Below are 12,112 nucleotides of genomic sequence, written 5' to 3'. Positions count from 1 at the left end.
AGTCTTTGACGAGTCCTGTGCTGAAGGACAGACGTCAAAGACTTTTTTATTGATATTTGGCCATGAATTCTTTGTCTATTTTATGCTTCATCTTCCAAGCCTGCCGGTTATGGGCACTGAGCGGTCCATAGATAAGGAATCCCCGCTTTCCGCCTGTCGACAGAATATACATGGCATTTTTCTGAGGAGAGAAATGCTGCAGTTCTTTCCCATCCAGATAACTTCTTAGATTGTTAAACAACACCGGCCCCTGCTTTACCGCATAGACACCACTTTTCGGCAGATCGGGATGATCCATCATGGTGACACAATCGCCCGCACCGAACATGTAATCGAACCCTTCGAATTGTAAGGTCGAACGAACGTAAGCAAAACTCCGTTCATCCACTTCCACACCCGAGCGTTCAAAGACGGTATCACCGAAAGCTCCGCCCAGCCAGAGCACACCTGTGTGGCGAACCTGATTGCCGGTAGCTGTATGGACATGGGAGTCTGAAACCTCCTGTACACGTTCCTGCTCCCAGACTCGCACACCCTTTTCCCTCAACAATCCTTCCAGCTTCGTAGAGACCCATTTTGGCGCATCCGACAAAATGCGACCGGATGTAATGATACGTACCTGGCCGGGAATCCCCTGCATCTCTTTATAGGCCTGCATCGACAGAGCCAGCTCCGTCCCGGCCGCTCCCCCACCGATAATGAGCGGCATCGGTGTTTCCCGCAATTCCTTCATTTGTTCAATGAATTCGTCATTCGGCTTGACCGAGCGCGCAGGCGACTCTGCAAAATCAGGGGGGAGACTCCCAGAACCGATATCAAAGCTGACGACATCGAACGGATAAGCGGATCCATCTTCGCAAATGATTTTCTTATGACGAACGTCGATCCTCGCTGCTTTCTTTTGAATCCGGTGAACACAGGCATCTATAGTCAGCCTCCTGAGATCTACACGTGTCTCTTCCTCTTCATAGATACCCTCTGTAAAACCGGAGAACATTCCTGAGTAATATTGGTAACGGTTTGGCGAGATCAAACATACTTGTACGTTCGGAAGCGGATTCTCCTTCCACTGGCGCAACACTTCTAAATGGGCATGACCCGCACCAACCAATAACAACCGTTTGTACAAATGGCAGAACCTCCTTATAGAAAACGTCCACATGGGGACCATGTGGACGTACCGATTAAAGACTTGCTTTCAAAAACTCCAGCACTTCTTCGGGAGTCTTCGCGTTCGCACTGTGAAGATGTGCCTGTTTATTACCGTTCTTGAAAATCAAGAGACTCGGAATGCCCATGACTTCATATTTCTCCGCCATTTCCGGAAGTTCATCACGATTAACATCGTACCATTGATATCCGTTGTACTCCTCGAGAATATCTCCGATAAACATGTCCATACGGCGGCAATCCGGGCACCAGTCCGCTTGGAACTTCACAATAACCGGCTGCTCGCTTTCAATGATTTCGTTGAATGTATCAACAGTATGAATAGATTCCATATCTTCCATTCTCCTTTGTGCTTCAATCTATCTTCCATCTTAATAGAATCTGGAACTTTTGTCTTACGTTCTGCTTATTTATATTCGACTCTTCCGAGCAGCCACGCCGCTGCCAGACCTGCAAGGAACGTAACGATGCTGACGATCCACATGACACCGTTCTCCGGAACTCCCGGGAAGATGACGAAGACGGACCCGATCACCAATCCGATGATGACGGCAAACGTCCCAGCCGTATAATTCTCCAGGAAAAACTTGACGATTTTACTCATCGTTATCAGTCCGATCAGAATTCCAATACCGACCACGGCAATGATGTCGATCCGGAAATCAGAGATACCGCTGACAACCGTCGAATAGATACCGATGATCAGCAAAATGAACGATCCGCTGATGCCCGGCAGAATCATAGCACTGCTGGCAATCCAACCCGAGAAGAAGAGCAGCAGATACGTTGAAGCTGTCATGTTTTGCAGCGGCTCGGATTCTCCTGTCTGGAAAAACACCATAGAAGCGACCGCGGCTGCACCGATCAGAAGCAGCAGGTAATGCTGAGCTTTAAAGGTATGCTTCATATCCGCTTTATGCGCTAAATAAGGCAGGACTCCGATGATCAGACCAAGGAAGAAAAACTGGGTCGGACCAGGATAATGCTCAAACAACCATTCAATTACATTAGCAAGCAGGACGATCGATATACCAATACCGATTCCAAGCGGGATGAGAAAACGAAGATGCCGTTTCCATTCCCTGCTGAATATTCCATTGATCGCTTCAATCAGACGATCATAAATACCTAAAACGACCGCGATGGTTCCTCCACTGACTCCCGGAACGACATCACTCGCTCCCATCAGCAGTCCGCGGTATATGTTCTTCCATTCCCACATCATCCATAACTCCTTTGCGACATGCATAGTCACTCTCTATTCTATCAGACTTCGAATCTCCTTAATGATACAATTTCATGAAAATAATTAAAAAACAGTGAAAAAGCGGTTACGGATGAGCGGGAGATAAAAACTGCCGGTTAAGCGGAATCCCTTTCCATTTGTTCATTATCCCTTTCTATCGCCTTCTTATCGGCACGCAGCGCCTTGTACAAGGATACGACCATGAGAATCATGACGAAGGAAAAGGGGAAAGCGGCTGAAATCAAAGCATTCTGCAGTGCCTGCAGTCCACCTGAATACAGCAGTACCGCAGCCATGGATGATTGGATCAGTCCCCAGACGAACTTGACCATCGTTGGCGGTGTCAGTGAACCGTTCGTCGTCTGCATTCCGAGCACGAACGTAGCGGAATCTGCTGATGTAATAAAGAATGTACCGATCAGACACATCGCGATAATCGACATAATCAAACCGAGTGGATAATTGTCGAAGGAGCCGAATAATACCTGCTCTGTCGCTAATTGGGTCAGGTCTGCATCTCCACTTCTCTGCACTTGAATGGCAGAGGAACCGAATGTGGAAAACCAAAGGAATCCGATGGCTGACGGGACGAGCAGGACACCGGAAAGGAATTCCCGAATCGTCCGCCCTTTAGAAACACGGGCGATGAAGATTCCTACAAATGGAGACCAGGCAATCCACCAGGCCCAGTAGAAAACCGTCCAGTCATTGATCCAGGTTCTGCTTTCTTCACTGTTCGGCGCAAGACGGAAACTCATTCCTGGAAGGTTCTGTAAGTATGCACCGATTGTATCTGTGAACATATTCAAAATGAATAAAGTCGGTCCGACAATCAGCATCACAAGCAGGAGCAGACCTGCCAAAATCATATTCGTATTACTTAAGTACTTGATCCCTTTACTTAGCCCTGTATAAGCAGACATCATGAACAGCACCGTAACAATCAGGATAATGGTCAATTGGATTCCAAAAGAATCCTCAATGGAAGTCAGATACGTAAGGCCGCCGTTGATCTGCGCTGCCCCGAACCCAAGTGTCGTTGCCACACCTACAATCGTTGCGAATACAGCGATGACGTCCACCAGTTTCCCCCACGGCCCCTTCATTTTCTCTCCAAAAAGCGGTTCCAGGGTCGAACTGATCAAAGCGGGTGCTCCGCGGCGGAACTTAAAGTAAGCGAGCACAAGCGCGACGATGGCATAAATTCCCCAAGCATGCACACCCCAGTGAAAATAAACGAACCGCATCGCTTCGTTAAGAGCGGCATCAGAACCCGTTTCCGACAAAGGTGCGTCGGATGCAAAAAAAGTTGTCGGCTCGGCCGCTCCCCAAAAGACGAGTCCGATCCCCATCCCTGCGCTGAAAAGCATTGCAAACCATGTGGGATAACTGTAATCCGGTTTATCTGATGGTTTTCCCAATTTGATTTTCCCGTATGGGCTGATGATCATGTACAGACAGAATAGTACGAAACCTGTGACAATCAATAAATAATACCAGCCGAAATGGACAGAAATGTAGGTTTGAATACTACCTGTGATCTCCCCTAAGTTGCCGGGTGCCACCGCCCCCCAAACGACCGACAATAGTGCGATGGCTAATGTGATCCAAAATACGGATGTAACCTTATTCATCATTCGTCTCCTTTCCGACCTGGTGAGATTCCCGGGTAAGAGGCATCCTCCGGTCATGGAAGTTCTTATAGACGAATACCCATACTTAGAAAATATAAACAGAAAAGCGGACTTTCTTCCTGAGCATAATGACCGTAACGCCCGTCACAATAAAGTTAAAGCCTTTAATAATTTTATCCCGCAGCTATATAACAAACATCAATACAGCAGCCGGATCAACCAATGATGCTGCGGGCGATGATGCATTAATCCTTGTTTCAGCCATTCTTTTTGATGCTCATTCAAGTGAGGATACAGCAACTTGAAATCTGCTTCGTTCTTTTCCGTATCAGAAAATGCTTTATACAAAAGGACAATTTCCGGATTTAAGTAAGGCAGCCCGTTCTCCGAGCGCAGATGCATGGAAGATAGATCATAATGAACAGCTGCGGAGAAACGGAACCTCTCCTTTTCCTGTTCCTGCAGCCACACATTTACTTCCTCCCCTGTAGGAGCAAGTACACGGAGACTTCCACTGGGAGATGTCCCAAGCGGGGACCAATCGCGGAAGAAGCTGCTGTCCTCAGGCTCTATTAAAGCAATATCCACATCATGATGATGACGGGTTTCTTCTCCTATATGAAGATCCACTGCCCAGCCTCCCGCCACCCACCATCTACCAGGAAAGTCCCTCATCCAGTCTCCAATATTTCTACACGGCTCAAACATGCTTTTCCTCCTCCTCTCTCTCTATGTTTACCTATCCCGGCCCATCCTAGCCCACTCTTACAAACCTATCCTTGTTTGGTAGAATGAAGAACCATAGAAAGGAGGTGGAACGAAATGCTTACAGGAAAATCCTTAGAATTACGACCTGTTTCAGGGGAAGACTGCTTCGGGAGGAATAAGAAGCATCGTATGAAGAATGCTGATGTTTCCTGCAGGAAAATGTAGGGAAGGCTATATTGAATGACCTATTATCTGATTCATGAAAGGGGAGTATGATGAAAGAACAGTTAAAAAATCCAGTTTTTCTTATTTCAGCAACCGTCGTAGCCATTTTAGTCGTGATCGGGGCCGTCAATCCGACAGGGTTCGGGAACGTCGCCGGCACTTTATTCGATTTCACAACCTTGAATTTCGGTTGGTTTTACCTGATTTCCGTATTCGGATTCGTCCTATTTCTTATTATTTTGAGCATAAGCAAGTACGGCAAAATCAAAATCGGTCCTCAAGACTCCAAACCGGAATTCCCATTCTTCACATGGATCGGGATGCTGTTCTCCGCAGGATTCGGGGTAGGAATCGTCTTCTACGGAGTAGCAGAACCGATGAGCCATTTCTTTGAGACCCCTTTCTCTGACCTCGAACCACAAACAGAAGAAGCAGCCAGAGTCGCTATGGGATATTCCTTCTTCCATTGGGGTGTCAGCCAATGGTCGGTGTTCGCCATCGTCGGTCTGATCATCGCCTTCCTTCAGTTCCGGAAGGATAAGAACGGCCTGATTTCTACGGCTCTCGAACCTGTACTCGGCAAATCCAAAGTGGTCAAAAACACGACAGACTCCCTGGCCGTCATCGCTACGGTAATGGGAATTGCCACCTCTCTCGGACTCGGCATCCTGCAGATGAACGGCGGGTTGAATGCCGTATTTGATGTTCCGAACAACACCACAAGCCAATTACTTATCACCGCCGTTCTGCTTATTCTATACTTAACCTCTTCAAGCACAGGATTGAATAAAGGCATCAAATGGTTGAGCAACCTGAACCTCGGTCTGTGTCTTCTTCTCCTGCTGTTTGTCTTTATTGCAGGCCCTACTGTTTTCATCCTGAACAGTTTCACATTGGGACTAGGAGACTATCTGAACAACTTTGTCAGCTACAGCTTGAGGCTTACGCCTTATCAGGGAAACAATGGATGGCTGCAGGACTGGACGATCTTTTACTGGGCTTGGGCCATTGCCTGGTCTCCATTCGTCGGAGCATTCGTTGCGAGGGTTTCCAGGGGACGAACAATCCGGGAATTCGTTTTCGGTGTGCTTGTCGTGCCGCCATTAATCGCCTGCCTATGGATCGCCACTTTCGGTGGTACGGCATTGAACAGTGACCTTAACAGTGGAACATCGATTGCATCTGCTGTTAGTAACGACATCACCGTCGCTTTATTTGAAACATATGAATACCTTCCGTTGACAGGAATCATGTCGATGCTGTCTATCTTATTAATTGCAACATTTCTTATTACATCGGCAGACTCCGCCACTTATATCCTTGCAAGTATGACGACGAACGGAAGCCTGACACCTTCTCTCCCGATTAAAATCGTCTGGGGTGTACTAATGGCGGCTATTGCGGCTGTTCTACTCGTCGCAGGAGGACTGAATGCGCTGCAGACGGCCTCTCTTGTTTCCGCCCTGCCGTTTACCATCATTCTGATCATTTTCGTTTACGCCTTTACGAAAATGATCCGTAGAGAACCTCTACCGGAAAGAAAACGGAAAAAATAAACAAGAAGACGCCTCCTTGTTAAAGGAGGCGTCTTCTTGTTTAACCCATGCCGGGATCGCCCGGATCTTTGTCAGGATGAACGGAGCCCATACCAGGGTCGCCCGGATCTTTCGCATACGTATGACCATCTGAAAACGAAGCACCTGCGGCCGAAAGCAATACAAAAAGGAACAGCAACGTCAGCATTTTTCTCATGAAAAATCTGCCTCCAATTATGATTGTATTCGTTTCAAGAATTCCAAAGGTACACGTGCAAAGAAATGGTCCCCACGTTCGGTAATAAATCGTTTATGTGCAAGATTCAACCGATCTTCATCCCGCTCGGCAAGCCCCATGTAACTCTCTTGAAAAGGAGTCAGCACAGGAAGCGTCCGCAGGAAATCCTTCGCCCGCTTCACATCCCCTTTCACAATACAAAGATGTGCATTCTCCACAGGGTCCGGTGTAGTGACTCCCTCCGTCTTATGATGGAAAGCCGAGATGAACGGAAGCGATCGGTGAAGAACGGAGTCAATGAGAGGTCTTTCGTTGATTCTCTCTGCGATTTCCAGAGCTTTACTGAGCGGCTCGATGGCAGAATTATATCCGTCAAAGAGTAGACATAAGGCCAGGTGATGATACATACGATACTTCCGCTTCGGTGAAAGTTCTGTATTGATCATCTTATAAGCGTACCGGCTGGCGAGAATAGAGTTGTCTGTCTTCCAATAATGCTGGAAAAGGAGCTCCTGGTACCTCTGATTCAAATAATAATACATGAGGGGTTCATCCACGGCTCGAAGCGCAATCTCACAGTCATCTAAATATTTATCCAAGGCTGTGTACATCTTCAAATCATAGTAGGAATAAACGAGGGTGAAGAGGTGAAGACAATGCATGGAAGGGTTCGTAAACCGGATAGCCTTCAGTTGATGAACGCGGTCCATCGTTGATTTTCTTTGGCGGCGATCCATCAAGATACTGTAAAGAAAAGACACATCTTTCCTGATGCACGGCTGATTCATCCAACATGTTAGATCATCGAACAAATCATTCATGTAGAGAAATTCCATCGAGGCGATCTGTTCGGATAACTGATCAGGAGTATGGGCGAAGATGAAATCCCGTGTCTGATTAAGTGCTTCTATTCTGGAATAACGTTTCAAGTTATTCAAATAAATGGTATATAACGAAGAGCTTCGGTTCATTTGCAGACTTGTAAGCGGACTCGGCTCAATCAACTTATAATTCACCATAAGCACCAAGACTCCTCTCTTATGCTTATTTACATTTTATTGAATAAAATTCCACCTGTCCAGTACAAACCAATTGGTATGCCGCTATATTACCTAGAATACACCTAAAGATAACCGCCCCTGAGAAGGTTGCTGCTTCTCGAGAGGCGGACGATCAAGTATTACTGTATCAGTTCGTGCTGCACAATTAAAAAATGATGGAGGTCAGAAACCATACATTCCAGAGTACCAGCCCATATATCAGTACCTTCTCCGTACTGGAACCCGTCTTAAATGTAAATAAAAACTGTACGTACTTTTTAGATATAGGATACCCAAGAGGGATACCCTGTTTTGTTATGTAGTCCCCGAAAAGGTGGGATACAACACCGATCATCAAACCTCCCAGGTAAAACCATGGGATATTCAACGTTTGTTCCAATATGTAACCATATAATGCCAGCAGACTCACGAACAGGATCGAGTGGGTCATTTTCCTATGACCGCGGATCATAATTAGAATGGGCAGCAGAAGCATGACGAAGATCTTCAGCTCATCCCTGTATGTATCCAAGTACTGAGGTGCAAATAAGTAGCAGAGGAAAGCGAGGGTAAACACCGTCATCAATCCTCTCCAGAACTTACTGCCAAGCGTGGATGTCGGTGTATCGATATCTGGTAATAAGGAACCGAATAAAACAAAGACAAAATATAAGATCGTTTGAAATGGTCGCTCGGAAACCAATTCAAAGGAAGGAAGCAGCGTCAAGGCACCCACCCCGAAAGTGAATCCGACGACCTGGTGTCCACGTGCCATCATGATGTTTCGAACCTCTCTCTGTTTAAAAAATAAACCCACATCCAGCTGGATAGTGGGAAGTCAACACTCTTTTTCCGGTAGACCGCTTAATTGAAACTTCGGTCCTTCCATCGTCTGTTTGCCTTCAATCGTTAACGTTTCCGTCAGATGCATGATCCGCCCGTCGATTGCAACGGGGATATCGTTGATCTGATGCAGTTCGTCATCTGCCTGAGGTTCCCCGATCGTCATTCCGATATCAGGTTCCCCGCAGCCGTACCCGGCAAAAAACAGGCGGAGACAACCGGCTTCTTCGTCTTCTAAGATCTGATGCAGTAAGTCTCTTGCTTGATCGGTTATCTTCATGACCTTCATCCCTCCGCCTCTAAAATACCACACTTTTCCGAATCGATAAAATAACAGGATTGCAAACAAAGAAGCACCCGGAAAACGGGTGCTTCTAAAGGTATGACTTATACAGCTCTTGGCTTAAGTTCTACTTCGATGTTACCACGAGTCGCTTTGGAGTATGGGCAGAATTCGTGGGCAGCTTTCGCAAGCTCCTCAGCTTCTTCCTGCGTCACTCCCTTAATATCAACATTAAGTACAACGCCGATTTTGAAGCCGTTGTCCGACTCATCTTTCAACAGACTTACGTCAGCAGTGACCTCTGAATCGATGTCTTTCTTCTGCTTGCTTGCCATTAGGTTCAATGCACCGTCATAGCATGCAGAATATCCGGCAGCAAACAGCTGCTCAGGGTTGGAACCTTTTTCATTTCCTTCACCCGGCTGGACCAGGTTCAAATCGATCAAACCATCATCAGAAATGACATGGCCGTTACGTCCACCTTTAGCTGTTGCGTGTGCTGTAAACATTGCTTTACTCAAAATCACCACTCCTCGACTGATTATTTAAAATCATTCACAATAAACTCATACCTCATAATTCCCTACATTAAACCTTCCTAATCCTCCTATACCTCATATTCTTCCTTCAGCGAATCCGGAGCCATCCTCACCATAAGCTGTAGAACGAACGTCAGGACAGCGAGATCATCGATAAAACCGATGACCAAAAGGAAATCAGGTATTAAATCCCACGGAAAAGCGACATAGCCGAGCAAAAACAGCAAAGAAAGCCATTTTTTCCAGGGGGTCACTTCTGCCGATCGAAAGAAACGGATGAGGAAAGGTATCGATTTTCTTATATGTAGAAGGAACTTGATCCGTCTGAGCATTTTGATCATGATCTTCACTCCTCTACCTCATTATAACGGCACCTAAGCCGCTGTACCAGCGTCCGCTTACGATTGCTTTAACTTACGTGATACTTTACCATGAAATGGACGGGACCGGCACTTCTCTTATTCGATATAGTCGGTCCATCGACCGTTTCTACACAGGCATACATATCAGCACTTGTTATAAAGCCCACTTCATTCATTTTTGCATACGCTATGTTAGGTTCTAGAAAATAAAGGAGAGAACGTTGATGAGGATCTTATTGTTGAATGGAACAATTGTCGGTAAGAAAACGAGAACATTGTTAAATGAAATAGAAGGATATATACAAAACCTTCCGGACACCCACGACACCCAGATCGTCGATTTGGAGAATTATGACCTGCAATTCGTCGATGGGAGGCCTGCGGACGAATATAATGAAGATATGCAGGCGCTTATTCAGGCCGTAGAAAGTGCAGATGCCTATGTAATCGCGACACCCATCTTCCAAGGATCCATTCCTGGAACGTTAAAGAATGTTTTCGATGCAGTATCCCCGCTGGCCATGCGTTATAAGCCCGTTTCGATCGTAGCAAACGGCGGTACACTGCAGCACCATCTGGTCATCGAGAATCAATTGAAACCGATCTTGAATTACTTCCGCTGTATGGTGACACCGAACTATGTCTACACCCACACGAACCACTTCTCCACCCAGGGAGAACTGATCGATGAGGATGTGCGCAACCGTTTAAAAGAAATGACCGTCGTATTTAATAAATACATGCAGATGAGCCGGCATTTAGAGCCGGATAAATAAAAAACCTGACCGTCCCACATAGGGATCCGGTCAGGTTTTTTCATGTTTTGGCAAGGACTTTGCCGACATAATTCTGTGTCTCCCGGAAAGGTGGAATACCGTTGTACTTGTCCACGTTTCCCGGTCCCGCATTGTAAGCGGCCAGCGCAAGCTTCTTATTTCCATCATAGCGGTCCAGCATCTGCTTTAAATATTTCGTTCCACCCATTAAATTATCCTCTGCGTCGAATGGATTCTTGACTCCCAGTGCTCTAGCTGTCGCAGGCATGAGCTGCATGAGTCCCTGCGCACCAGCGTGGCTTGTTGCATCTGCTTTAAAGTTCGACTCTGTATGGACCACCGCACGGACAAGGCGTTCATCTACACCAAATCGTTCGGCAGCTTTCGTAATCAACTGATCGATGGAACTCGGTGCCGTGCTTTCCTGCACTACCTCTTTCTCTACCGGTTCCGGCTGTGGAGAAGGAAGAGAAGAGAAGGACAGCGGGACAGTGTTGTACGTATTGGAACCAACGGATAACATCGGAGCCTCTCCGCCTTCATCATCCTGACTGCCGAACGGAGAAGACATAGCCGCTTGGAGCAGGCTTTGGAACGTCGGCCCCTGCATCAAGCCGGACGTTTGATTTATACCGCCGCTCATCATTGACATTGCCTGCAGCTGAATCAAGTACTGATAATTACGGATATCCACCTTTTCATTCCTCCAACCTTTTATTATCTATTATTTTACATCAATCCCAATGAGTCGACAATCTGCCATTTGATTGTAGTGAAAAAAGTCGAAAAAACACACACTTTTCCAGAACAAGTAAAAACTTGTGAAAATACTTCGACAAAAGCCCAAACCATTAGCACCTTCCATCTTTACTTTTCCCAAAGCGGATGACAGTCGGAAAATGTTACAATATAGTTAACAAAAGAGATCCTCGTTATTCACCGTGCCGGGCGTGTTCTGGTTGTCCACGTTCTGCACATTTGTCTGATGAAGGACCGAATCCTTCATCATCGGTATAGGTACTCTCTTTTGTCTCTTACGTCGAATCACCCTACTATTTTTCCCCGCCAGGAAAAATAGCCTGTAGATTTCATGGTCTGCTTCCCTCAATGAAAAGTACGTGCCATCCCCCTTTCCACTATGGAAAGGGGTTTTTCTTTATGCCGGTGGACAAGCTGTCGAATTTTATGGAGAAAAGATAAATAATGGTTCTCCCTCCTGCATATATTGGTGAGGAGAGGAGGTGAAAGACATGGTGGATTTGAAAGCTGATGGTCGTGTATTCCTTTATTTATCTGTACTGATCGCCGGGTATGCTTTGTTCAGCATCGGTGACACAGCCGGTAATTTCTTCGATCAATTCCTTTACTATGCCGGGTACATTGCAATGATTCTATTTTCTTTCGCACTTATTATCCTTGGCTTATCAAGACTGTTCCGACAGTTTAGGTAATTGACAGAAGAAGCATCCGTTCTCGTCCTCCTGTGAAGTCAATGTCCGCTTCCATTCAAAAA

The 12,112-nt window shown here is 46.3% G+C and carries 15 protein-coding genes; 3 read left to right on the top strand and 12 right to left on the bottom strand.

Going from position 1 to position 12,112, the window contains the following annotated elements:
- Positions 1–46 precede the first annotated feature (46 nt).
- The 5 genes from QRD89_RS01905 to QRD89_RS01885 form a co-directional block, all read right to left on the bottom strand.
- On the bottom strand, positions 47–1,129 hold the full coding sequence (locus QRD89_RS01905) for an FAD-dependent oxidoreductase (RefSeq protein ID WP_008633018.1): 1,083 nt from the start codon (positions 1,127–1,129) through the stop codon (positions 47–49).
- A gap of 55 nt (positions 1,130–1,184) precedes the next feature.
- Positions 1,185–1,502: a thioredoxin family protein gene (locus tag QRD89_RS01900; protein ID WP_008633019.1), complete on the bottom strand. Its 318-nt coding sequence runs from the start codon at positions 1,500–1,502 to the stop codon at positions 1,185–1,187.
- A gap of 74 nt (positions 1,503–1,576) precedes the next feature.
- The gene (locus QRD89_RS01895; RefSeq protein WP_062515728.1) at positions 1,577–2,392 is read right to left on the bottom strand and encodes a DUF368 domain-containing protein; all 816 of its coding nucleotides are present in this window, start codon (positions 2,390–2,392) and stop codon (positions 1,577–1,579) included.
- 140 nt (positions 2,393–2,532) lie between these two features.
- The gene (locus tag QRD89_RS01890) at positions 2,533–4,050 is read right to left on the bottom strand and encodes a glycine betaine uptake BCCT transporter (RefSeq protein ID WP_286096186.1); all 1,518 of its coding nucleotides are present in this window, start codon (positions 4,048–4,050) and stop codon (positions 2,533–2,535) included.
- 198 nt (positions 4,051–4,248) lie between these two features.
- On the bottom strand, positions 4,249–4,758 hold the full coding sequence (locus QRD89_RS01885; RefSeq protein ID WP_286096185.1) for a nucleotidyltransferase domain-containing protein: 510 nt from the start codon (positions 4,756–4,758) through the stop codon (positions 4,249–4,251).
- A gap of 272 nt (positions 4,759–5,030) precedes the next feature.
- Between QRD89_RS01885 and QRD89_RS01880 the strand changes: the two genes are divergently transcribed.
- On the top strand, positions 5,031–6,539 hold the full coding sequence (locus tag QRD89_RS01880) for a BCCT family transporter (RefSeq protein WP_026576997.1): 1,509 nt from the start codon (positions 5,031–5,033) through the stop codon (positions 6,537–6,539).
- 40 nt (positions 6,540–6,579) lie between these two features.
- Here QRD89_RS01880 and QRD89_RS01875 read toward each other — a convergent pair whose 3' ends face one another.
- The 6 genes from QRD89_RS01875 to QRD89_RS01850 all read right to left on the bottom strand — a co-directional run bounded on the left by QRD89_RS01875 (position 6,580) and on the right by QRD89_RS01850 (position 9,802).
- On the bottom strand, positions 6,580–6,735 hold the full coding sequence (locus tag QRD89_RS01875; RefSeq protein ID WP_161484934.1) for a hypothetical protein: 156 nt from the start codon (positions 6,733–6,735) through the stop codon (positions 6,580–6,582).
- 17 nt (positions 6,736–6,752) lie between these two features.
- Complete coding sequence (locus tag QRD89_RS01870) at positions 6,753–7,775, bottom strand: AimR family lysis-lysogeny pheromone receptor (RefSeq protein ID WP_026576998.1); 1,023 nt, start codon at positions 7,773–7,775, stop codon at positions 6,753–6,755.
- Between the two features lie 187 nt (positions 7,776–7,962).
- Positions 7,963–8,574, bottom strand: coding sequence for a metal-dependent hydrolase (locus tag QRD89_RS01865; RefSeq protein ID WP_008633029.1), 612 nt, complete (start codon positions 8,572–8,574; stop codon positions 7,963–7,965).
- 60 nt (positions 8,575–8,634) lie between these two features.
- The gene (locus QRD89_RS01860) at positions 8,635–8,928 is read right to left on the bottom strand and encodes an iron-sulfur cluster assembly accessory protein (RefSeq protein ID WP_236096532.1); all 294 of its coding nucleotides are present in this window, start codon (positions 8,926–8,928) and stop codon (positions 8,635–8,637) included.
- A gap of 98 nt (positions 8,929–9,026) precedes the next feature.
- On the bottom strand, positions 9,027–9,443 hold the full coding sequence (locus tag QRD89_RS01855) for an organic hydroperoxide resistance protein (protein ID WP_008633032.1): 417 nt from the start codon (positions 9,441–9,443) through the stop codon (positions 9,027–9,029).
- Positions 9,444–9,529: 86 nt separating this feature from the next.
- The gene (locus QRD89_RS01850; RefSeq protein WP_008633033.1) at positions 9,530–9,802 is read right to left on the bottom strand and encodes a YkvA family protein; all 273 of its coding nucleotides are present in this window, start codon (positions 9,800–9,802) and stop codon (positions 9,530–9,532) included.
- A 245-nt stretch (positions 9,803–10,047) separates the two neighbouring features.
- Between QRD89_RS01850 and QRD89_RS01845 the strand changes: the two genes are divergently transcribed.
- Entirely contained in the window at positions 10,048–10,599 is a 552-nt protein-coding gene (locus QRD89_RS01845; RefSeq protein ID WP_026577000.1) for an NADPH-dependent FMN reductase, read from the top strand.
- Between the two features lie 40 nt (positions 10,600–10,639).
- Here QRD89_RS01845 and QRD89_RS01840 read toward each other — a convergent pair whose 3' ends face one another.
- The gene (locus QRD89_RS01840) at positions 10,640–11,293 is read right to left on the bottom strand and encodes a lytic transglycosylase domain-containing protein (protein ID WP_026577001.1); all 654 of its coding nucleotides are present in this window, start codon (positions 11,291–11,293) and stop codon (positions 10,640–10,642) included.
- A gap of 556 nt (positions 11,294–11,849) precedes the next feature.
- Between QRD89_RS01840 and QRD89_RS01835 the strand changes: the two genes are divergently transcribed.
- The gene (locus tag QRD89_RS01835; protein WP_008633040.1) at positions 11,850–12,050 is read left to right on the top strand and encodes a hypothetical protein; all 201 of its coding nucleotides are present in this window, start codon (positions 11,850–11,852) and stop codon (positions 12,048–12,050) included.
- The last annotated feature ends 62 nt before the right edge of the window (positions 12,051–12,112 follow it).

This window comes from Halobacillus sp. ACCC02827 (assembly GCF_030291935.1).
GTDB lineage: Bacteria > Bacillota > Bacilli > Bacillales > Halobacillaceae > Halobacillus.
The sequence above is the reverse complement of the archived record's forward strand: the minus strand, read 5'-3'. Positions and strand labels throughout refer to the sequence as shown.

Bases quoted from the DNA above. Each gene is read 5' to 3' on its own strand.
- QRD89_RS01900 (WP_008633019.1), bottom strand. From the start codon at position 1,502: ATGGAATCTATTCATACTGTTGATACATTCAACGAAATCATTGAAAGC.
- QRD89_RS01895 (WP_062515728.1), bottom strand. From the start codon at position 2,392: ATGTGGGAATGGAAGAACATATACCGCGGACTGCTGATGGGAGCGAGT.
- QRD89_RS01890 (WP_286096186.1), bottom strand. From the start codon at position 4,050: ATGAATAAGGTTACATCCGTATTTTGGATCACATTAGCCATCGCACTA.
- QRD89_RS01885 (WP_286096185.1), bottom strand. From the start codon at position 4,758: ATGTTTGAGCCGTGTAGAAATATTGGAGACTGGATGAGGGACTTTCCT.
- QRD89_RS01880 (WP_026576997.1), top strand. From the start codon at position 5,031: ATGATGAAAGAACAGTTAAAAAATCCAGTTTTTCTTATTTCAGCAACC.
- QRD89_RS01875 (WP_161484934.1), bottom strand. From the start codon at position 6,735: ATGAGAAAAATGCTGACGTTGCTGTTCCTTTTTGTATTGCTTTCGGCC.
- QRD89_RS01870 (WP_026576998.1), bottom strand. From the start codon at position 7,775: ATGGTGAATTATAAGTTGATTGAGCCGAGTCCGCTTACAAGTCTGCAA.
- QRD89_RS01865 (WP_008633029.1), bottom strand. From the start codon at position 8,574: ATGATGGCACGTGGACACCAGGTCGTCGGATTCACTTTCGGGGTGGGT.
- QRD89_RS01860 (WP_236096532.1), bottom strand. From the start codon at position 8,928: ATGAAGGTCATGAAGATAACCGATCAAGCAAGAGACTTACTGCATCAG.
- QRD89_RS01850 (WP_008633033.1), bottom strand. From the start codon at position 9,802: ATGATCAAAATGCTCAGACGGATCAAGTTCCTTCTACATATAAGAAAA.
- QRD89_RS01845 (WP_026577000.1), top strand. From the start codon at position 10,048: ATGAGGATCTTATTGTTGAATGGAACAATTGTCGGTAAGAAAACGAGA.
- QRD89_RS01835 (WP_008633040.1), top strand. From the start codon at position 11,850: ATGGTGGATTTGAAAGCTGATGGTCGTGTATTCCTTTATTTATCTGTA.